Origin of the sequence: Brevibacterium sp. BRM-1 (assembly GCF_026802075.1) — a bacterium.
Taxonomy (GTDB): Bacteria; Actinomycetota; Actinomycetes; order Actinomycetales; family Brevibacteriaceae; genus Brevibacterium; species Brevibacterium rongguiense.
In genome coordinates, this window is record NZ_CP113788.1 from 790,658 (window position 1) to 810,699 (window position 20,042).

The following is a 20,042-nucleotide window of genomic DNA, read 5'->3' on the forward strand; positions in this document are numbered from 1 at the left end:
GCGGGGCGGGCCCGGCGCCTCACCCCTGGGCCGCCGGGGGCGTCGCGGCCCCGACGCTGCGCAGCGGTGCTGCTCAGCCGATCTCGAGGGGCTGCGCGGGCGTTCGCCCCTGGGCGACGAGGTCCATGAGCTCGGGCAGGCGGCTGGGGTAGACGGTCTCCTCGGTGGCGAGCAGCTCCTCGCGCGACCACCAGCGGGCATCGACGATGACCCGCTTCTCCATCTCCGTCCAGACGGCATCGCTCAAGTCGAGCTCCTCGTCGATGCGGATCCCGAAGAACACCTCGTCCTGCTCGTGGCGCTTGCGCGCGAAATCTAGCACCGCGTGCCGGGTGGCCAGGGGCCCGAGCAGCTCGACCGGCTCGCATTCGACGCCGGCCTCCTCGGCCAGCTCACGGGCCGCGGTCTGGCGCGGGCTCTCCCCCAGCTCCGCCCCGCCCCCGCACGGCTGCCAGAAGCGGCTCGCGGGATCGTCGAGGTCCTTGGACTGGAGGAGGAAGACCTCGTTCCGGGCGTTGAGCAGCACGACGCGCGCGGCCTCGCGGAACTTCATGCGGATTCCTCCTGAGCGTGCAGTTGCGAATGGACCGCCGCCATGCGCTGGGCGACGGTGACCGCGCACAGCACGACCAGGACCGCCAGGGCGATTGTCAGTACGATAGCAGGCAGTCCCAGGCCCACGAGGCCCGTGACGACGAGGGTGACGAGCAGGCGGTCGGCGCGCTCGGCGATGCCGCCGGAGGCGCGCACTCCCAGCGCCTCGCCGCGGGCCCGGACGTAGGACACGAGCGAGCCCATGACGAGGCAGCCCAGCGCGAGCAGCGCGGTCAGCGGGTCCCGCGCCCCCAGGAAGTACCAGAGCGCCAGGCCCACGAAGACCGCCGAATCGGCCAGGCGGTCGAGCGTGGAGTCGAGGAACGCGCCCCACACGGTGGTCCGGCCGAGCTGCCGGGCCATGATCCCGTCGAGCATGTCGCAGAAGACGAAGAACGTGATGACGACGGTGCCCCAGAACAGCTGGCCGAGCGGATAGCACACGAGCGCGCCGGCGCACACGCCCACGGTGCCGATCACCGTGACCGCATCGGGCCCCAGCCCCAGCCGCAGGAGCAGCGCGGCCAGGGGCGAGAAGAGCCGCGTGAACGCGGCGCGCGCCAGCCCGTTGAGCATCTCAGCCGCGATCGGCCGGCAGGAAGCGCCGCCACCACTGGAGGATCGCCTCGAACCGCTGGACGCGGTGGCGGGGGCGGCCCGAGCGGGAGAGCTCGTGGTTCTCACCCGGGAAGACGAGCATCTCCGTCTCCACGCCGGCCCGCTGCAGCGCGAGGTACATCTGCTGGCCCTGTTCGAGCGGGCAGCGCAGATCCTGCTCCGAGTGCATGACGAGCGCGGGGGTGCGCGTGCCCTTGATCGCGCGCAGCGGCGACTGCGCGCGGATGCGCGCGGGCTCCGCGCCCGTGTACTCCTCGCTGAAGTACGTGCCGATGTCCGAGGTGCCGGTGAACGAGTGCGGCATTAGGTAGCCGCGCTCGATGATCGCGGCGCGGAAGCGGTGGTCGGAGCCGATGATCATGGCGGTGAGATAGCCGCCGTACGAACCGCCCTGCACGCCCAGGCGCGCGCCGTCCAGCCGCTCGTCGGCATCGAGCGCCGCGTCGAGGACCGCCAGCACGTCCGCGGCTGCGGGGTCCGCGAAGTCGCCCTGGACGGCCTTGCCCCATGCGCGGCCGCGCCCGGCCGAGCCGCGGGGGTTGGCGTAGACCACGGCGTAGCCGGCGCCCGTGAGCACCTGCGTCTCGTCGAACAGCGCGTGGGTGTACTGGGCGAAGGGCCCGCCGTGGATGTTGAGGATGACGGGGAAGGGCCCCTCGCCCGCGGGCACCGCGAGCCATCCGTGCACGTCCCCGCCCGCGCCCTGGGCCACGAGCCGCCGGGGCACCGCGATGTCGGCTGGGGCCGTGGCCGCCCAGAGCTGCCGGGCCGCGGGCGTGGTGTCTGCGGGGCCTGCGCCCGCGGGGCCTGCGGCCGCTGCGGCGAAGACCGCAGCGGTGTGCTCCGGGGTCTCCGCGGTCCACACGAGGCGCCCGCCCGTGGGGTCGAAGCCCGTGACCACCTGGTCGGCCGGGGTGAGCGGCTCGAGGTCCCCGCGGCCCAGGCACGGCGCGCCGTCGAGCGCCGCAGGCAGGTCGAGCGCGACGGCCCGCACCCCACCGTCCTCGGTGAGCAGCGCCCACGCGCGGCCGTCGTGGATGCGCAGCGGCCCGCCCAGGTCGATGTCGTCCGGGTCCGTCAGGCGCACGGTGGCGCCCGTGGCCGTGTCGTGGAGGAAGAGGCCGCCCAGCTGGGCGACGAAGTCCGTGGGGCGCGCGGAGCGGTCGGACGCGAGGAAGGCGAGGCGGGTGTCGTCGATCCAGCGGTGCGCGCTCACGGCGAGGTCGCCCAGGTCGAGCGGGCGGGCGGTCTGCTCGTTAAGCAGCCACACCGTCGAGCGCAGGTCCGGCGTCTGCGCGCCGTGGTTCACCGCAGCGATGGCACTGGCGGTGCCGTCGGGGCGCAGCTGGGGATCGGCGACGTCCGCACCCGGCCACGCGAGCGCGACGGCGGGGGCGGTGTCCGTGCCGCCGAGCAGGCCGGTGAGCTCCTCCCCCGGCTCGGACAGGTCGATGCGGAACGCCTGGGCCGGGCGGTCGCGCAGGTAGCCCAGCCCGTTGGCCAGGTAGTCGGAGTGGACGATCCGGCGGGGCGCCTCGGCGGCGGGGCCCACGTCCGGGTCCGTGCCGTACCGGCCGGCCTCCGGGATGCGGGCGACCGCGAGCGCCGTGCGGCCATCGGCACTCAGGGCGAATGCGGAGACGCCCAGGTGGAAGTCGCTGACGCGGCGCACCGCGCCGGGGTGCTCGCCCACGTGCAGCTGGGGCGCCTGCCCGGGAGCCTCGGCCCGCAGCAGGCCCCACACCGGCACATCCGCGGCGCGCTGCAGCCCGGAGTCGGCCCAGCCGTGGCTCACGCGCACGGGCTCCGGGCCGGCCCGGAAGACCTGGGAGGCGTAGGAATCGGTCTCGAGGTCGGGGCGGCGGAGCACGAAGAGGGGGCCGTCGGCCGTGTCCACCGGGTCAGAGGCGGTGGCGATGAGCGGCACGTCCGCGGGCCTCATGCGGCGTCCCAGGCTTCGGAGAAGAGGCGCTGGACGTCCGCGTGCACCTGGGGCAGCGCCTTGGTCTGGGCGATGATCGGCAGGAAGTTCGCGTCCCCGCCCCAGCGCGGCACGACGTGCTGGTGGAGGTGGGCGGCGATGCCGGCGCCGGCGACCCCGCCCTGGTTCATGCCCAGGTTGAACCCGTGCGGATGGGACACGCTGCGGATGACGCGCATGGCCCGCTGCGTGAAGTGGGCCAGCTCGACCGTCTCCTCCTCGGTGAGCTCCGTGTAGTCCGCAACGTGGCGGTAGGGGCACACGAGCAGGTGGCCCGGGTTGTACGGGTAGAGGTTGAGAATCGCGTAGACGCTGGTGCCGCGGGCCACGATGAGGGCCGCGGCGTCGTCGCCCTGCGCCGGCGCCGCGCAGAACGGGCACTGCCCGGTGCTCGCGTCCGCGGGCTTGTCCTCGCCACCGATGTAGACCATGCGGTGCGGGGTCCACAGGCGCTGCAGGCCGTCGGGCTCGCCGGGGAAGCCGGCCGCGGCCTCGGGCTCGGGGATGCCTGCCGGGGCGCCTGGGTCGGCTGTGGTGCCCGGGTCGACTGCGGTGCCTGGGTCGGCTGTGGTGCCCGAGGCGGCGGGACTCGGGGCTGCGTCGGTGTCTGCCATGGGCGTCTCCTTCGGCTGGGCGGGCAGGATGCCAGGGTACGGGGGCGGGATGTGCTCGGGCGGGTCGGCCGGCCCCCGCGGTTCGGCCCCGACGATGGGGCTCCCGGGAGGGCCGGGCCGCCGAGTCGCGGGCCGGGCTTGCACGGGCTCGGACGACGGCGGACCCGCGCCTGCGCGGCTCAGACCTGGGCGCGCTCGGCGATGGCGCGCACGATCCGCTCGACCGCCTCGGCCACCGGCACCCCGTTGTCCTGGCTGCCGTCGCGGAAGCGGAACGAGACCGCGCCGGCCTCCTCATCCTCACCACCGGCGATGAGGATGTAGGGGACCTTCTGCTTCGTGGCGTTGCGGATCTTCTTGGGCATCCGGTCATCGGAGTCGTCGACCTCGACCCTGACCCCGGCGGCGCGTAGCTGGGCCGCGACCCGCTCGAGGTAGGGCGCAAACGCATCCGCGACCGGCACGCACACCACCTGGACGGGCGCCAGCCAGACGGGGAATGCGCCCGCGTAGTGCTCGGTGAGGACGCCCAGGAAGCGCTCGATCGAGCCGAACTTCGCCGAGTGGATCATGACGGGCCGCTTGCGGGTGCCGTCGGCGGCCTGGTATTCGAGGTCGAAGCGCTCGGGCTGGTTGAAGTCCAGCTGAACCGTCGACATCTGCCACGTGCGGCCGATCGCATCGCGGGCCTGGACGGAGATCTTGGGCCCATAGAACGCGGCGCCGCCCGGATCGGGCACCAGTTCGAGGCCGGTCGCGCGCGCCACCTCCTCGAGGGTCCGCGTCGCCTGCTCCCACTCCTCGTCGGACCCGATGAACTTGTCCTTCTTCTTCCCGTCCTCGTCGCGCGTGGACAGTTCGAGGTAGAAGTCGTCGAGGCCGAAGTCGCGCAGCAGCCCCAGCACGAAGTCGAGCAGGTGGCGGATCTCCGCGCCCGCGTCCTCCTCGGCGACGTAGGAGTGGGAGTCGTCCTGCGCGAAGCCGCGCACGCGGGTGAGGCCGTGGACCACGCCGGAGGGCTCGTTGCGGTAGACGGTGCCGAACTCGAACAGGCGCAGCGGCAGGTCCCGGTACGACCGGCCCCGGGAGCGGTAGATGAGATTGTGCATAGGGCAGTTCATGGCCTTGAGCCGGTACGGGGTGCCCTGCTTGACGACGGCCCCGGACTCGTCGCGCTCCTCGTCGACCTGCAGGGCGGGGAACATGCCCTCGCCGTAGTAGGGCAGGTGGCCCGAGGTGTAGAAGAGGGACTCCTTCGAGATGTGGGGCGTGCCGACGTACTCGAAGCCCTCCTCGATGTGCCGGCGGCGGACGTAGTCCTCCATCTCGCGCTTGATGATGCCGCCCTTGGGGTGGAAGACGGGCAGCCCGGACCCCAGCTCCTCGGGGAACGAGAAGAGGTCGAGCTCCGCGCCCAGGCGGCGGTGGTCGCGCCGTTCGGCCTCCGCGAGGCGCTCCTGGTAGGCCTTGAGATCGTCCTTGCTCGCCCACGCGGTGCCGTAGATGCGCTGGAGGCTCGCGTTCGCCTGGTCGCCGCGCCAGTAGGCCGCGGAGTTCTTCGTCACGGCGAAGCCGTTGCCGATCGCCTTCGTCGAGGGCAGGTGGGGTCCGCGGCACAGGTCCTGCCAGACGACTTCGCCCTTGCGATTGCGGTTCTCGTAGACGGTCAGCTCACCGCCGCCCACCTCGACCGCGGCATCGGAGTCGCCGGCTGAGCCCTTGTCCGCGACCAGCTCGAGCTTGAACGGCTCGTCGGCCATCCGCGTGCGCGCCTCGTCCTCGCTCACGACGACGCGGTGGAACGTCTGGCCCTCCTTCACGATGCGCTGCGCGCGCTTCTCGATGCTCTTGAGGTCCTCGGGCGTGAAGGGCTCCGCGGTCTGGAAGTCGAAGTAGAAGCCGTCCGCGATGTAGGGGCCGATGCCGAGCTTCGTGCCGGGGAACAGGTCCTGGACGGCCTGGGCGACGACGTGCCCGGTGGAGTGGCGCAGGATGTCCAGGCCCGCCTGGTCCTGCAGGGTGATGGGCGCCACGCGGTCGCCGGGCGCCAGCTCGCGCGCCAGGTCCGCCGGCGCGCCGTTGAGCTCGATGGCGATGGCGTCCGGGCGCTCGGCCAGCAGCGTCGTGCCCGTCATGCCCTCCTCGAACGGGATGGGTGCGCCGTCGAGGTATACGGGGTCGGACACGGAGTTCTCCTTGGGGTGGCTCGTGGTGTGGATCGGGTCCACGGGACGGTGTGCAGCGGTCCACGGCGCGGATCGGGCAGTCCGGCCGCCGGGGCGCCGTGGCCCGGCCGGTGCGGCGCGGGCGCCCTGGGTGCCCGCGGGTGGCAGTCTATCGCCTGGTCCGGACGCGCAGCCGCCGCACCCGCGGTTTCGCGGGTGCGGCGGCCTGCCCCGCAGCGGCGCCGGCACGGCGCACACGCCTGGCGCCGGCCCGCGGCCGGGCGGGCATGCCGGTCAGTGCGCCGAGAGGGTGAAGTCGCCCTTGACGCCGCCGGAGCTGCCCACGAACTTCAAGCTGACCTTGAGGTCGTTGAGCTGCGCGGCCGTGACCGGCGCGAACCCCACCTTGATCGTCTTCGTCGACCCCGCCGGGATGGCGCGGCCGAAGCCCAGCGTCCCGTCGAGGCTCGAGTCGAACACCTGGGCGGCGTTCGCCCCGTTGACGGTGGCGTTCGCGATCGGGGAGCCCGGTGTGATGGACGACGACGAGGCGTTCTTCAGCCGCATCGTCACGACGGCCATCGACTTGCCCTGCACGTTGGCCGGCGAGGCGGTCTGCGACACGGTCGCGGTGCGCACCGACGAGGTCATCGTCAAGCCGTCTGCGAGGGTGAGCGTCGAACCGCCCGCGGCACCGTCGGAGGAACCGGAGCCGCTGCCGCCGGCGGTGCTGCCCGAGCCCGGGCTGGCACCCGCCGTCGAGGACGACTGCGGCTGGTCGTTGGGGATGGCCGAGGAACCGGCCTGCGAGCCCGCGGCGATGACGAGGACGATGATGAGGATCCACGCGATGACCCACAGGGCGATGAAGACGAAGCCCAGGATGACGCCCGTGAGCGACATGCCGCGGTTGTTCGCCTGGCCCTTCTTCGCCGCACTCAGGCCCATGAAGCCGAAGATGATGGCGGCGATGCTGCCCAGCCCGCTCGTGAAGAACCCGGCGATGCCGGTGATGAGCGCGGTCAGGCCCATCCAGTTCTTGTCCGTGCCGCTGGGTCCGGCCCCCGGCCCGCCCGCGTAGCCGGCCGCATACGGATCGGCCTGATCGGCGGCGGCACCCGCGTAGAGATCGGACTGCGCGTACTGGCCGTCGTGGGCGTACTGCCCCTGCTGCGCGTACTGGCCCTCCTGGGCGTACGGGTCGCCCTGGGCGTAGGGGTTGTCACCCTGGGCGTACTGCCCGTCCTGCGCGGAGGGATCGCCCTGGGCGGACCGGTCGCCGCCCGCGGCGGGAGCGTACGGGTCGTCCCCGTGGGCCCCACCGCCCTGCGAGCCCAGCGGATCGTTGCCCGCGGCGTAGCGGTTCGACTCGCCCGCGCCCTGCCCGGCCTGCGCACCCGGCTGCGAGCCGGGGTAGCCCTCACCGCCGGGGTAGCCCGAGGTGCCCCCGGCGGACCCGGGGCCCTCCATGCCCTGTCCCCCGCGCTCGCCGCCGGAGGCGCCGTAGGCGCCACCGCCGTAGGCGCCCTGGGAACCGCCGTACGATCCCTGGGCGTACGGATCGCGCGGCGGATCGAAGTTCGGCTGGGAGCCGGGGCTGGCCTGGCCGTCGGAGGCTCCCTGGGAGCCGTCGGGCCGGTTCAGATCGTTCGGATCGTGGGGGGTGGACATGCTCTCGCCTATCGTCGCGGGAAAACCTGTCCTGCAACCGTACTAGGCTCCCGGCTCCCCACGCCCCGAAACGGCGGCAGAAACACCGCGAATCGGCGCACCGACTCGTTCAACCGGATCGTGCGGCAGACCGCGAAGGACGGCCACGCGCAAAAGGCGGCGGCGCCGGGATCGAACCCGGCGCCGCCGCCTGCTGTGCGCGATACTGGGATCGAACCAGTGACCTCTTCCGTGTCAGGGAAGCGCGCTACCGCTGCGCCAATCGCGCATATTTCTATGCGAGCTATTCGGTTGTGCTGCGAGCCCGGAGGCTGCGTGCGCGATACTGGGATCGAACCAGTGACCTCTTCCGTGTGAAGGAAGCGCGCTACCGCTGCGCCAATCGCGCTCGATCCGGTGCTACCCGGTCGAGGTGGAGAAGGGATTCGAACCCTCGTATACGGCTTTGCAGGCCGCTGCCTCGCCTCTCGGCCACTCCACCGTAAGACGGCCTTGCCTGTCTCCGAGCGGATGACGGGACTCGAACCCGCGACCCTCACCTTGGCAAGGTGATGCTCTACCAACTGAGCCACATCCGCACGCTGCCCGGTTCCCCGTGCAACGGGAACTAACTCTATACGCTCACCCCGGCTGCGCCAAATCGGAGCCGCGGTGACCCTGCTCACAGCCGCGCGTACCGCCGGCACGCCCGCGGTCAGCCCGCGGGCAGGCGCGCTTCCTATACTTGGGCCATGCCGCGCTCGCCCGCTTCGCACCGGACCCGGCGCCTCGGCGCCCGGGCCGAGGGCTCCGCACCGCGCCCGGCTGGCCCGGTGCCCCCCGCATCCGCCACAGCACCCTCCCCCGCCGCAGCGCGCCCGGCGCCCATGCCCGCCCCGGGGTCGGACGCGGACACCGCCGCGGAGCCTGCCAGGGGGCGGTCCGCGGAGTCCAGCGCGCAGCACCCTGCGGCCGGCACCGGGCAGCGTTCTGCCGAGCCCGCGCGGCGGGTGCGTCCCCACGCCCACCGCAGGCGCTCCGTGCGCCGCACGCGGCTGGGCTTCCTGCGCTGGCGGCGCCTCGTGCACCGCAACCCCCACACCTCGGCGATCTACCGCACGCTCGTGGGCGGCCTCGGCACTGCGGTCGTGCTGCTGGGCCTCGTGCTCGTGCCCCTGCCCGGTCCCGGCTGGCTCATCGTGTTCTGCGGGGTGGCGATCATCGCCAGCGAATTCCACTTCGCCTCGCGGCTCCTGCACTGGGGCCGCCTCAGGCTCGAGGCGTGGAGCCGGTGGGTGCGCCGCTCGCACTGGTCGATCGGGGCGCTGCTGGGACTTGCGACGTGTGCGTGCGTGTGCGGGGCGGTGTGGCTGAGCCTGCACCTGACGGGAGTGCCCGGCTGGACGCCCGGGTGGGCACGGCAGCTCCTCCTGCTGCCCTGACCCTCCTGCTGCGCTGACCCTCCTGCTGCCCTGCCCCTCCAACTGCGCTGGCGCTCCAACTGCGCTGCCCCTCCAAGTGCACCGAGTCCCTCCTGCTGCCCCGACCCTCACCCCAGCGCCAAGCCCTGGGGTCTTGCCCATCGCCCGCGTGCTTCTGGCGCTCACACACGGACCGTGGGCCCGCGGACTCGGTGCCTCGGCGCCGCGCCGACGGATCCGCCCACGGATCCAGGGGACACGCACGCCTCCCCCGCCCATCGGCTGAGAGCGCAGTCGGCAAGCCCGGCCCGTATCCAGCCCGTGCGGCGGGGCACGTCGCCCCCAGCCGCGCCGAACCCCACGAGCACCTCGCTCCGCAGCCCGCACGAACCGCGGGCGCCGAAATCAGTCGAAGATGCCTGCGTAGGCGTTGAGCGCGGGCTGGCCGCCCAGGTGCGCGTAGAGCACGGTGGCATCGGCGGGAATGTCGCCGCGGGTCACGAGGTCCATGAGCCCCGCCATCGACTTGCCCTCGTAGACCGGGTCGGTGATGACGCCCTCGAGGCGGGCGCAGTCGCGGATCGCTGCGACCGTGCGCTCGTCGGGGATCCCGTAGGCGGGGCCCTCCCAGCCGGGCAGCACGGTGATCTCGTCGTCGCGCAGCGCGCGGCCGAGTCCGATGAGCTCGGCCGTGTGGTTGGCGATGCGCGTGACCTGCGCGATCGTCTTGTCCAGCGTGGCGGAGGCATCGATGCCGATGATGCGGCGCGGCCGGCCGCCGGCGTCCTCGAGGGCGGCGAAGCCCGCGATCATGCCCGCGTGGGTGGAGCCGGTGACGGTGCACACGACGATCGTGTCGAAGAAGGCACCGGTGGCCTCCTCCTGCTCGGCGACCTCGTAGGCCCAGTTCGCGAACCCGAGGCCGCCCAGGGGGTGCTCGGAGGCACCGGCGGGGATGGGATAGGGCTTGCCGCCGGCCTCCTCGACCTCGGCCAGCGCCTCCTCCCAGCTCGAGCGGATGCCGATGTCGAAGCCGTGGTCGTCGAGCCGGACGTCGGCGCCCATGATGCGGGAGAGCTCGATGTTGCCGACCTTGTCGTTGACCGGATCGTCCCAGTCCACCCACCGCTCCTGCACGAGGCGGGCGCTCAGCCCCAGGTGGGCCGCGACCGCCGCGACCTGGCGGGTGTGGTTGGACTGGTAGCCGCCGATCGACACGAGCGTGTCCGCACCGGAGGCCAGGATGTCGGGGACGATGTACTCGAGCTTGCGGGTCTTGTTGCCGCCGTAGGCCAGGCCGGAGCTGACATCCTCGCGCTTGGCGAAGATGCGCGGCCCGCCCAGGTGCGCGGACAGCCGGCGCAGCTCGTGGACGGGGCTGGGTCCGAAGGTCAGCGGGTAGCGCTCGAAGTCGCGGATCGACACGGCGGTGTCCTCTCGTGTGCCTCCGCGGCGTCTGCGTGCGGGAGGGTGGCCTCCATCACAGCCGCGGCAGGGCCCCGTGTCAACCGCGTCTCAGCACCGCCGCGGCGATCGTGCGGTGCTCGGCCTCCGGCCCGCTGCGCTGAGCGCGCCGCGCTCGGCGCCGCGGCGCTCAGCGCTCCGCGCCGCTGGCCATCGCCGTCAGCCGCGAGAGGCAGCGCATGTACTTCTTCCGGTAGCCGCCGTGGAGCATCTCGTCGGTGAAGATCGCGTCCGTGCGCACCCCCGAGTTGTGCATGGCGGCGCCGCGGTCGTAGAGCCGGTCGACGAGCGCGACGAAGCGCAGTGCCACGCCCTCGTTGTCGATCGTCACGACGTAGTCCCAGAGCACCTCGGAGACATCGTCCATCATCCGGCGGTACTTCGACGGGTGGACGCTCTGGAGGTGGTCGAGCAGGCCGGCGAAGTCGTCCCGGGCCACGACGCCCTGCGCCTCGGACTCCAGGCGGTCGAGTTCCTCGCGGGACACGGGCTCCGGCGGGGTGTCGAGGTCGCGGTGGCGGTAGTCGTCGCCGTCGATGTGGAGGACGTCGAACTGGTCGGACAGCGCCTGGATCTCGCGCAGGAAGTCCTGCGCGGCGAACCGCCCCTCCCCCAGTGCGCCGGGCAGGGTGTTCGAGGTCGCGACGATCCGCACGCCGGCGTCGGTGAGCTCGCGCATGAGGCGCGACATCATGACGGTGTCGCCCGGGTCGTCGAGCTCGAACTCGTCGATGCACACGAGCTTCATCTGGGTGAGGACGTCGCGGGCCCGCGGGAAGCCGAGGGCGCCGATGAGGTTCGTGTACTCGACGAACGTGCCGAACGCCGCCGGCTTCTCCGCCCGGTGCCACGCGGAGGCCAGGAGGTGGGTCTTGCCCACGCCGTAGCCGCCGTCCAGGTAGATGCCCTTCGACCGGTCCTCCTTGCCCATGAGCTTGGAGAGGAAGCCGCGCTTGGCGGGCTGCTCGGCGAACGCGGCCAGCGCATCGCACGCCTGCGCCTGGGTGGGCTGCGCGGGATCGGGGCGATAGGAGTCGAACGAGACGGTGGAGAAGTGGGGCGGCGGGACGAGGTCGTCGACGAGCTCGTCGGGGCTCACGCGGGGATTGCGGTCAGTCAGATGCACGGTTTCGCTCACGGGCGCCCACTCTACCCAAGGCCAGGCTCACTGCGCGCGCCGTCCCGCGCCCGCCGGGGCGCGGATCGGCCGTCGTGCGCCAGCGCCCGCCGAGGCGCGGGTCAGGAGAAGTCGAATCCGAGCCGGCCGAGCTGCTTGGGATCGCGCTGCCAGTCCTTGGCCACCTTGACGTGCAGATCGAGGTAGACAGGGGTGCCGAGGATCGCCTCGATCCCGCGGCGGGCCTGCGAGCCGATCTCCTTGAGGCGCGCTCCCTTCTTGCCGATGATGATGGCCTTCTGGCTGTCGCGCTCGACGTAGAGGTTCACGTGGACGTCCCACAGTGGCCGTTCGGCGGGCCGGTCCTCGCGCGGGGCCATCTCCTCGACCTGCACGGCCAGGGAGTGGGGCAGCTCGTCGCGCACGCCCTCGAGCGCGGCCTCGCGCACGAGCTCGGCGACGAGGACCTCCTCGGGCTCATCGGTGATGTCGCCGTCCGGGTAGAGCGGCGAGCTGAGCGGCAGGTGGGAGGCGAGCACCTCGTCGACGGTGGCCACGTTGTAGTCGTCGGGCGCGGAGACCGGCACGATGTCCGCGAAATCGCCCAGCTGTCCCACCGCGAGCAGCGCCTGGGCGAGGCGCTCGCGGTCGACGGTGTCGGCCTTCGTCACGAGCGCGATGACCGGCGTGCGCCCGGCGATGTCGGCCAGCTGCTCGGCGATGTAGCGGTCGCCCGGCCCGATCCTCTCGTTGGCCGGCAGGCAGAAGCCGATGACGTCGACCTCCGCCAGGGTGGCCGCCACCAGGTCGTTGAGCCGGGCGCCCAGCAGCGTGCGCGGCCGGTGCAGCCCGGGGGTGTCGACGAGGATGAGCTGGTGGTCCGGGCGGTGGACGATCCCGCGGATCGTGTGTCGGGTGGTCTGCGGCTTCGCCGAGGTGATGGCGATCTTCTGCCCCACCAGCGCGTTCGTCAGCGTGGACTTGCCCGTGTTCGGCCGGCCGACGAAGCAGGCGAAGCCCGCGCGGAAGTCGCCGGGGACCTCGGGAAAGTGCGGCTGGCTCATGTGGGGTCTCCTTGTTCTGCGGGCGGGTCAGTGGGCGCCTCGAGCCGGGCGACATCGACGTGCTCGATCCTGTGGCGGCGCCCGCGGCCGGGCTCCGCGACGAGTTCGAGGCCCTCGATCTCGGCCCGCGAGCCCGCGATCGGCACGCGGCCGATGAGAGTCGTGAGCAGGCCGCCGACCGTCGAGACGTCGTCGGCCTCGATGCGGACGTCGAAGAAGTCGGCGAGGTCCTCGATCTGCATGCGCGCGTCGACGCGGTAGACCCCGCCGTCGAGCTCCGCGATCTCCGGTTCGGCCGTGTCGTATTCGTCGTCGATCTCGCCGACGATCTCCTCGACGATGTCCTCGATCGTGATGATGCCCGCCGTGCCGCCGTACTCGTCGACGACGACGGCCACGTGCGTGCTCTCCAGCTGCATCTGGCGCAGCAGCTCGTCGACGGGCTTCGTGTCCGGCACGAAGACCACGCCCCGGGCGATCTCGTCCACGGGGTCGTCCGCGGCCTCCGGGTGCTGGTGGAGCCGGCGGGCGACGTCCTTGAGGTAGACCACGCCGGTCACCTCGTCGAGGTCGCCGTCGATGAGCGGCACGCGGGAGAACCCGGAGCGGAAGAAGAGGTTCGCGGCCTTGTGCAGGCTCGTGCCGGCGTGGACGGCGACGAGGTCCGTGCGGGGAACCATGACGCGGTTGACGCGGGTGTCCGAGAGCTTGAAGACGCTCTCGATCATGTCCCGCTCTTCGTCCTCGATGATGTTGCCCGCCGAGGCGCGCTCGACGAGGTCGCGCAGCTGCTCCTCGGTCACGAGCGGGCCATCGCGGTACACCCGGGCCGGGGTGAGCATGTTGCCCAGCCACACGAGCACGCGGGCGACCGGGCCGAGTGCTCGGCGCAGCAGCGCCACGAGCGGCGCGAGCAGGAGCATGACGGCCAGCGGGCGGCGACGGCCGATCGTGCGCGGCGAGATGCCCGCGATCGTGAACACCGCGATCGCGGAGACGAGCACGCTCACGACGATGAGCTGCCAGCCCAGCGGCCAGACGATGGAGAATCCGATGACGACGCATACGGTGGCCAGCGCCTCGAAGAGCTGCCGGACGAACGCGATGACGTTGATGTGGGTGGGCAGGTCCGCGAGCACTCCCTGCGCGGCGGCGGCGCCGCGCCGGCCCTCCTCGGCGGCCTCGGAGACCTCGTGGTGGGAGACGACGAAGGCGGCGGCGTCGGCGGCCGCGAGCACGGCGGCGAGCACGAGGCAGGCCAGTGCGGCGATGAGGAAACCGAAGAGCTCCATGGCGCTGTCCGCTCAGTCCTCGGTGGGCTCGGGCACCGAGGTGCGGCCCGGCTCGCGCTCGGCGAACCAGGTCAGCAGGAGGTGGCGCTGGAGGTCGAACATCTCCGCGCGCTCCTCGGGCTCGGCGTGGTCGTAGCCCATGAGGTGCAGCAGGCCGTGCGCGACGAGCAGCAGCACCTCGTCCATCGTCGAGTGGCCCGCGGCCTTGGCCTGGGCCGCGGCGACCGCGGGGCACACGACGATGTCGCCGAGCATGCCCTCCTCGCCGTCGGGGCGCAGCTCGTCCATGGGAAACGACATGACGTCGGTGGGGCCCTCGAGGTCCATCCACTGGACGTGCAGCTCGCTCATGGTGGGCTCGTCGACGAAGCGGATCGCGACCTCCGCCAGCGGGTGGATGCGCATCTGGGCGAGCACGTGGGCCGCAAGCTCCCGGACCTCCTCGAGGTCGAGCGGGGCGGCGGTCTCGTTGCCGATCTCGATGCTCACGCGCGCCCGCCCTGGCCGTCGCCCCCGCGGCTGTCCGCGCCGCGGGCCGCACCGCGCCGGCCCTGGCCGCGGTGGCCACGGTGGCCCTCGGGGCCGCGGTCCGCACCGCCGGCGGGCCGCTGCGCGCGGGCGCCGTAGAGGTCGTAGGCGTCGACGATGGCCGTGACGAGGCTGTGGCGCACGACGTCCTTGCTCGTGAGCTCCTCGAACGCGATTTCCTCCACGCCGGCGAGGATGGACTGGACGACCATGAGCCCGCTGCGTGTGCCGCCGGGCAGGTCCACCTGACTCGTGTCGCCGGTCACGACCATGCGCGAGCCGAAGCCCAGCCGGGTGAGGAACATCTTCATCTGCTCGGCCGTCGTGTTCTGCGCCTCGTCGAGGATGATGAACGCGTCGTTGAGCGTGCGCCCGCGCATGTACGCCAGCGGCGCGACCTCGATGACCCCGGAGTCCAGCAGCAGCTTGATCTTCTCCGGCTCGATCATGTCGTGGAGCGCGTCGTAGAGGGGCCGCACGTAGGGGTCGATCTTCTCCCCCAGCGTGCCGGGCAGGAAGCCCAGCCGCTCGCCTGCCTCCACCGCGGGGCGGGTGAGGATGATGCGCGAGACCTCGCGGCGCTGCAGCGCGCTCACCGCCATCGCCATCGCGAGGTAGGTCTTGCCCGTGCCCGCGGGCCCCAGCCCGAAGGTGATCGTGTGCTCGCGGATGGCGCGGACGTATTCGTGCTGGCCGAAGGTCTTGGGCCGGATCGAGGTGCCGCGGTGGGAGAGGATGTTCGCCCCCAGCACATCGGCCGGCCGGGCCCCGCGCGCGTCCATCCGGTGGATGCGGCGCACGGTCTCCGGGTCGATCCGGGCCCCGCCCACGGCCATCGCGCGCAGCTGGCCGAGCGTCTCGACGAGCGCGTCCACCTCGGCGCGCGGGCCGCTCACGGCGATGTCGCGCTGGCGCACGTGGATGCGCGTGCCGGGTGCAAGCTCCTCGAGGGTGCGCAGGTTGACGTCGGCGGGCCCGTAGAGGCCCGTGAGGTCGAGGTCCTCGGGGAGCGCGATGCGCACGCGCGCCTCCTGCCCGCCGTCCGCGGGCGCGCCGGCGGCGGCTGCTTCCTCGCGGACCGGGGCGGCGGTGCCCGGGGCGTCGGCCTGGCTGTCGGGGTTGAGCAGGGCGTGTCCTCTCCTGCCCCGCGCGGCGGGGCGAACGTGGGTGCCCGCCGCACGGGCGGGCTGGCGCCAGTCTACCGGGCGCCGGCGGGCGCGGGGCCGGCCCCGAGGTCCCAGCGGCCCAGCAGCTGCTGGGCGAGTGCGGCGGCGACGGGGCCTGCCGTCGAGGCGCGCAGCACCGTGGGGCCGAGCACGGCGGGCCGCGCCCCGGCCGCCTGCAGCGCGGCGAGCTCCGCCTCGGCGATCCCGCCCTCCGGTCCCACGAACACGAGGATGCGCCCAGGATGCGCGGTCGAGGCCGCCGCGGCTCCGGGCGCTGCGCCGTCCCCGTCGGCGACGGGGCGGGCGAGCGCGTGGGCGAAGGGCTCCACGGCGGCTTCGTGGAGCACGATGGCGCGATCGCCGGGCCGCACGGCACCGGCGGCGGCCGTGCCGCGCACAAGGGGCAGGAGCTGCGGGAAGCGGCTGCGCCGGGCCTGCAGGGAGGCCGCCGTGAGCAGGTTGTCCCACTGGCGGGCCATGCGCTGCGCCTTCTTGGTCGGCCAGTCCGCGATCGAGCGCTGCGCGGCCCACGGGATGACGGCGTCGATGCCCACCTCGGTGGCGGCCTCGATCGCCGCGAGGTCCCGGTCGCCCTTCGCGAGCGCCTGGACGAGCACGAGTGCCGGCTCCTGCGCGGGCTCGTGCTCAACCGCCTCGACGTCGACCGTGATCGCCTCGGGCTCGGCGCGGGCGAGGGCGCCGCGCACCCGTGTGCCGGCACCGTCGACGAGCTCGAGGCGCTCGCCGGCGCGCATCCGGCGCACCCGCACCGCGTGGCCGGCGACCTCGGGCCCGAAGTCGGCGCTCCCGCCCGGCCGGGCCGCCGCGATCTCCTCGCGGGCGGCCCGGAAGACGGGGAGGCTCACCGCCCGAACCTCTCCTTGAAGCGGGAGAAGCGGCTCTTGGCGCTGGGCTCGCCGAGCACGGGCTCGGGCGACTGCTCCCCGCGCGCCTCGGCGAGCTGCTCGAGCAGCTCGCGCTGGCGGTCGTCGAGCTTGGCGGGGGTCGAGACCGCGATCGTGACGAGGAGGTCGCCGCGCGAACCGTGGCGCAGGCGGGTCGCGCCCAGGCCGGGCAGCCGCTCGACGGAGCCGGACTGGGTGCCGGCGGGGATCTCGAGGCTCTGCTGGCCGTCGAACGTGTCGAGCGTCATCGTGGTGCCGAGCGCGGCGGCTGTCATGGGCAGGGTGAGCGTGGCGCGCAGGTCGTCGCCGTCGCGGCGGAACACGGGGTCCTCCTTGACGGTGACCTCGAGGTGCAGGTCGCCGGCCGGGCCGCCGCCGGGGCCCACCTCGCCCTTGCCGGCGAGCAGGATGCGCGTGCCGTCCTTGACACCGGCGGGCACCTTGACGCTGAGGGTGCGGCGGGCGCGCACGCGGCCCTCGCCGCTGCAGCTGTTGCACGGGTCTTTGATGACGGTGCCGTAGCCGCCGCAGTTCGTGCAGGTCTGGTTCGTCACCATCTGCCCGAGCAGGGTGCGCGTCATCTGCTGGACGGAGCCCTGGCCGTGGCACAGCCCGCAGGTCTCCGGGTGGGTGCCGGGCCGGGTGCCCTCGCCACCGCAGGTCTCGCACACCTCCGCGGTGGTGATGTCGAGGTCCTCGGTGCCGCCGAACACGGAGGTCTTGAGGTCGATCGTCATGCCGATGAGCGCGTCCTTGCCGCGGCGCTTGCGCGAGGCGGGCCCGGCGCTGCGCCGGCCGCCTGCCCCTCCGCCGCCGCCGAAGAACGTCTCGAACAGGTCGGAGAAGCCGAAGTCCGCGCCGGCCCCGCCGCCGAAGCCCTGTCCGTACTGGCCGCCGCCCATGTCGTAGTTGCGGCGCTTGGCGGGATCGGAGAGGACCTCGTAGGCCACGGCCACGGCCTTGAACTCGTCGCCGTGGCCCGGGTTGACGTCCGGATGGTATTTCCGCGCCATCTTGCGGTAGGCGCGCTTGATCTCCTCCGCCGAGGCGTCCTTGGACACGCCCAGGGTCTGATAGTGATCGCTCACGTGATTCCTTCTGCTCGTTCGCTCATTCGCTCGGCGGGCCCCGCGGGGCCCGGGCGGCGGGCACGGCCCTCCGGCCGACGGCCCGCGCGCCGGTTGCCTGTGGGCTATTCCGCCAGGATGACGGAGATGTAGCGGGCCACGGCGCGCACCGCGGACATGGTCGTGGGGTAGTCCATCCTCGTGGGGCCCAACACCGCGAGGCGGGCTTCTGTTCCGTCCACGCCGTAGCTGCTGGCGACGACGGAGGTCGTGGCGAAGGACTCGAGGGCGTTCTCGGAGCCGATGCTCACGCTCACCCGGTCCGGCTCATCGGCCATCGATGCGAGCAGGCGCAGCATGACGACCTGCTCCTCGAACGCCTCGAGCAGCGGGCCGATGTGCTCGCCGAGCTCCCGGCCGGCGCGCGCGAGGTTAGCCGCCCCCGCCATGACGAGGCGCTCCTGGCGCACGAGCGCGGCGAGCTCGGCGATCGCCTGGGCGATCGCCGCGCGGGCCGCGGCCAGCTCGGGGGCCGCCGTGACCGCGGCGAGCGCCGCGGCCACCGCGGTGACCCGCACCCCGCGCAGCTCGCGGTTGAAGGCGTCGCGCAGCCCCGCGAGGTCGTCCTCGCCCACCGTCTGGCCGAGGTCGACGAGGCGCTGCTCGACCTGGCCGGAGTCGGTGATGAGGACCGCGAGGACCCGCCCGGGGGCCAGGTCGACGAGTTCGATGTGGCGCAGCGCGGCCTTCGTCGCGGTGGGGTACTGGACGAGCGCCACCTGGTGGGTGAGGCCGGAGAGCAGGCGCACGGTGCGCTCGAGCATCTCGTCGACGTCGAGGGGACCGGACAGCACCCGAGCGATCGCGCGGCGCTCGGCCGCGGTCAGCGGCTTGATCTCGTCGAGCCGGTCGACGAACACCCGGTAGCCCATGTGGGTGGGGATCCGCCCCGCCGAGGTGTGCGGCTGGGCGATGAGGCCCTGCGCCTCGAGCGCGGCCATGTCGTTGCGGATCGTCGCCGATGACACGCCCAGCTCGTGCTTGTCCACGAGGGCCTTCGAGCCGACCGGCTCGTTCGTGGCCACGTAGTCCTCGACGATGGCCCGCAGCACGCGGGTCCGGCGCTCGTCGCTCATCGCAGTGCCCTCCTCGCCGTGCTCGCTTCGCGTCTCTGATGTGCGGATGTGCGCCGGAGGTGCAGGGCGGCCCCGCGGGGACGGGCCCCGCTCAGGGGTTCTGCTCACGCGGCCCCGGGTCGATCGGCCCTCGCTGGCACTCACCGGCAACGAGTGCCAACCTTACGCCTGACCCCGGGCCGGCTCAACGACCGGTGCCCGTGCGCGCCGCTGCCCGGACTGGGCCGCACCCCGCGTCGCTGCCGACCGCAACCCTGCACCGGTGCCTGCCGCACCCCGCGTCGCTGCCGGGCACCGGGGCGCACCGTGCGTACGGTGGGACCATGGTCTTCCGCGATCCCTATGGCTCCGATGTCCTCTCCTCCGGACCGCGCACGCTGCGCCGCGCGCCCGTGCCCAAGCGCCCCGCGGCCCCCGGCCTCGTCGTCGAGGTCGTGGAGGGCGGGTACGTGGGTGCCGTGACGAAGGTGGAGAAGACCTCGGCCGGCTTCTCCGTCTGGCTCGAGGACCGGGCGGGCCGGGTGCGCCCGTTCCCGCTCGGCCACGGCTTCCTCCTCGACGGCCGACCCGTCGAGCTCACGCGCCCGGAACGCGCGGCCACACCGGGGCCGCGCGCGCCCGGCCGCACCGCCTCGGGCTCCATCGCGGTGCCCGAGGCCCGCGCGCGCACCGCGATCGGCTCGCGGATCTGGGTGGAGGGCAAGCACGACGCGGAGCTCGTCGAGCGGATCTGGGGCGATGACCTGCGCATCGAGGGCGTCGTCGTCGAGCCGCTGGGCGGCCTCGACCTGCTGGGCGAGAAGCTCGCCGAGTTCCGGCCGGACCCGGCCCACCGGGTAGGGGTGCTCGCCGATCACATCGTGGCCGGGTCGAAGGAGACGCGCATCGCCCGCGACATCCTCGCCCGCCGCGAATACCGCGGCGTCGTGCACATCATCGGCCACCCCTACATCGACATCTGGCAGGCCGTGAGGCCCGCCGTCGTGGGCATCGCGGCCTGGCCGGACGTCCCGCGCGGCGAGGACTGGAAGCTCGGGGTGCTCAAGCGCATCGGCTGGCCCCACGCGGACCACCGCGATGCCGCGCGGGCCTGGGCCACGATCCTCGGCCGCGTGAGGCGGATGGCCGACGTCGAGCCGGCGCTGGCCGGCCGGGTCGAGGAGCTCATCGACTTCGTCACGGTCGACGGCGGCCCGCAGGGCTGAGCCCGGGCACTGCCGGGGCGGCGCCGCTGCGGGACCCAACGGGACTCCGGGGGAA

Annotated in this window: 17 protein-coding genes and 4 tRNA genes; 2 read left to right on the plus strand and 19 right to left on the minus strand. The window is 73.2% G+C overall.

The window, feature by feature from the left end:
* Positions 1-73 precede the first annotated feature (73 nt).
* From BRM1_RS03445 to BRM1_RS03490, 10 genes are all read right to left on the minus strand, one after another.
* Positions 74-553: an NUDIX hydrolase gene (locus BRM1_RS03445; RefSeq protein WP_160953534.1), complete on the minus strand. Its 480-nt coding sequence runs from the start codon at positions 551-553 to the stop codon at positions 74-76.
* A complete protein-coding gene (gene pgsA / locus BRM1_RS03450; RefSeq protein WP_268528227.1) occupies positions 550-1,170 on the minus strand; it encodes a phosphatidylinositol phosphate synthase in 621 nt (206 codons plus the stop codon). The genes BRM1_RS03445 and pgsA overlap by 4 nt, the downstream gene beginning before the upstream one ends.
* A 1-nt stretch (position 1,171) precedes the next feature.
* Positions 1,172-3,154, minus strand: a complete 1,983-nt coding sequence (locus tag BRM1_RS03455; RefSeq protein ID WP_268528229.1) for an alpha/beta hydrolase family protein — start codon at positions 3,152-3,154, stop codon at positions 1,172-1,174.
* On the minus strand, positions 3,151-3,807 hold the full coding sequence (locus BRM1_RS03460) for an HIT family protein (RefSeq protein WP_268528232.1): 657 nt from the start codon (positions 3,805-3,807) through the stop codon (positions 3,151-3,153). The genes BRM1_RS03455 and BRM1_RS03460 overlap by 4 nt, the downstream gene beginning before the upstream one ends.
* Before the next feature lie 179 nt (positions 3,808-3,986).
* Positions 3,987-5,942, minus strand: coding sequence for a threonine--tRNA ligase (gene thrS / locus BRM1_RS03465; protein WP_268529686.1), 1,956 nt, complete (start codon positions 5,940-5,942; stop codon positions 3,987-3,989).
* Positions 5,943-6,266: 324 nt separating this feature from the next.
* Positions 6,267-7,643, minus strand: a complete 1,377-nt coding sequence (locus BRM1_RS03470; protein ID WP_268528233.1) for a DUF4190 domain-containing protein — start codon at positions 7,641-7,643, stop codon at positions 6,267-6,269.
* 196 nt (positions 7,644-7,839) lie between these two features.
* A tRNA-Val gene (locus BRM1_RS03475) sits at positions 7,840-7,911 on the minus strand.
* A 48-nt stretch (positions 7,912-7,959) separates the two neighbouring features.
* Positions 7,960-8,031, minus strand: a tRNA-Val gene (locus BRM1_RS03480).
* Between the two features lie 22 nt (positions 8,032-8,053).
* Positions 8,054-8,124, minus strand: a tRNA-Cys gene (locus BRM1_RS03485).
* Positions 8,125-8,148: 24 nt separating this feature from the next.
* A tRNA-Gly gene (locus BRM1_RS03490) sits at positions 8,149-8,221 on the minus strand.
* 441 nt (positions 8,222-8,662) lie between these two features.
* Here BRM1_RS03490 and BRM1_RS03495 point away from each other — a divergent pair.
* Positions 8,663-9,064: a TIGR02611 family protein gene (locus BRM1_RS03495; protein ID WP_268528235.1), complete on the plus strand. Its 402-nt coding sequence runs from the start codon at positions 8,663-8,665 to the stop codon at positions 9,062-9,064.
* A 384-nt stretch (positions 9,065-9,448) separates the two neighbouring features.
* On the opposite strand, the gene BRM1_RS03500 is transcribed toward BRM1_RS03495, so the two are convergent.
* The 9 genes from BRM1_RS03500 to hrcA all read right to left on the minus strand — a co-directional run bounded on the left by BRM1_RS03500 (position 9,449) and on the right by hrcA (position 18,782).
* On the minus strand, positions 9,449-10,468 hold the full coding sequence (locus BRM1_RS03500) for a 1-aminocyclopropane-1-carboxylate deaminase (RefSeq protein ID WP_160953960.1): 1,020 nt from the start codon (positions 10,466-10,468) through the stop codon (positions 9,449-9,451).
* Positions 10,469-10,637: 169 nt separating this feature from the next.
* On the minus strand, positions 10,638-11,645 hold the full coding sequence (gene zapE, locus BRM1_RS03505; protein ID WP_268528241.1) for a cell division protein ZapE: 1,008 nt from the start codon (positions 11,643-11,645) through the stop codon (positions 10,638-10,640).
* Positions 11,646-11,746: 101 nt separating this feature from the next.
* On the minus strand, positions 11,747-12,688 hold the full coding sequence (gene era / locus BRM1_RS03510) for a GTPase Era (protein WP_160953962.1): 942 nt from the start codon (positions 12,686-12,688) through the stop codon (positions 11,747-11,749).
* On the minus strand, positions 12,685-13,980 hold the full coding sequence (locus tag BRM1_RS03515; protein WP_268528248.1) for a hemolysin family protein: 1,296 nt from the start codon (positions 13,978-13,980) through the stop codon (positions 12,685-12,687). The genes era and BRM1_RS03515 overlap by 4 nt, the downstream gene beginning before the upstream one ends.
* Before the next feature lie 12 nt (positions 13,981-13,992).
* Positions 13,993-14,469, minus strand: a complete 477-nt coding sequence (gene ybeY / locus BRM1_RS03520; protein ID WP_160953964.1) for an rRNA maturation RNase YbeY — start codon at positions 14,467-14,469, stop codon at positions 13,993-13,995.
* Positions 14,466-15,530 (minus strand): PhoH family protein, encoded by a 1,065-nt coding sequence (locus BRM1_RS03525; RefSeq protein ID WP_326957925.1) that lies wholly within the window; start codon positions 15,528-15,530, stop codon positions 14,466-14,468. Before BRM1_RS03525 ends, ybeY begins: the two co-directional genes overlap by 4 nt.
* Positions 15,531-15,706: 176 nt before the next feature.
* The gene (locus tag BRM1_RS03530) at positions 15,707-16,540 is read right to left on the minus strand and encodes a 16S rRNA (uracil(1498)-N(3))-methyltransferase (RefSeq protein WP_268528255.1); all 834 of its coding nucleotides are present in this window, start codon (positions 16,538-16,540) and stop codon (positions 15,707-15,709) included.
* Complete coding sequence (gene dnaJ, locus BRM1_RS03535; protein ID WP_268528258.1) at positions 16,537-17,667, minus strand: molecular chaperone DnaJ; 1,131 nt, start codon at positions 17,665-17,667, stop codon at positions 16,537-16,539. Before dnaJ ends, BRM1_RS03530 begins: the two co-directional genes overlap by 4 nt.
* 104 nt (positions 17,668-17,771) lie before the next feature.
* Positions 17,772-18,782: a heat-inducible transcriptional repressor HrcA gene (gene hrcA, locus BRM1_RS03540; RefSeq protein ID WP_160953968.1), complete on the minus strand. Its 1,011-nt coding sequence runs from the start codon at positions 18,780-18,782 to the stop codon at positions 17,772-17,774.
* 323 nt (positions 18,783-19,105) lie between these two features.
* Here hrcA and BRM1_RS03545 point away from each other — a divergent pair, with 323 nt between their 5' ends.
* The gene (locus tag BRM1_RS03545) at positions 19,106-19,987 is read left to right on the plus strand and encodes a DUF3097 family protein (RefSeq protein ID WP_268528262.1); all 882 of its coding nucleotides are present in this window, start codon (positions 19,106-19,108) and stop codon (positions 19,985-19,987) included.
* Positions 19,988-20,042: the final 55 nt, after the last annotated feature.

Bases quoted from the DNA above. Each gene is read 5' to 3' on its own strand.
- BRM1_RS03445 (WP_160953534.1), bottom strand. From the start codon at position 553: ATGAAGTTCCGCGAGGCCGCGCGCGTCGTGCTGCTCAACGCCCGGAAC.
- pgsA (WP_268528227.1), bottom strand. From the start codon at position 1,170: ATGCTCAACGGGCTGGCGCGCGCCGCGTTCACGCGGCTCTTCTCGCCC.
- BRM1_RS03455 (WP_268528229.1), bottom strand. From the start codon at position 3,154: ATGAGGCCCGCGGACGTGCCGCTCATCGCCACCGCCTCTGACCCGGTG.
- BRM1_RS03460 (WP_268528232.1), bottom strand. From the start codon at position 3,807: ATGGCAGACACCGACGCAGCCCCGAGTCCCGCCGCCTCGGGCACCACA.
- thrS (WP_268529686.1), bottom strand. From the start codon at position 5,942: ATGACGGGCACGACGCTGCTGGCCGAGCGCCCGGACGCCATCGCCATC.
- BRM1_RS03470 (WP_268528233.1), bottom strand. From the start codon at position 7,643: ATGTCCACCCCCCACGATCCGAACGATCTGAACCGGCCCGACGGCTCC.
- era (WP_160953962.1), bottom strand. From the start codon at position 12,688: ATGAGCCAGCCGCACTTTCCCGAGGTCCCCGGCGACTTCCGCGCGGGC.
- BRM1_RS03515 (WP_268528248.1), bottom strand. From the start codon at position 13,980: ATGGAGCTCTTCGGTTTCCTCATCGCCGCACTGGCCTGCCTCGTGCTC.
- hrcA (WP_160953968.1), bottom strand. From the start codon at position 18,782: ATGAGCGACGAGCGCCGGACCCGCGTGCTGCGGGCCATCGTCGAGGAC.
- BRM1_RS03545 (WP_268528262.1), top strand. From the start codon at position 19,106: ATGGTCTTCCGCGATCCCTATGGCTCCGATGTCCTCTCCTCCGGACCG.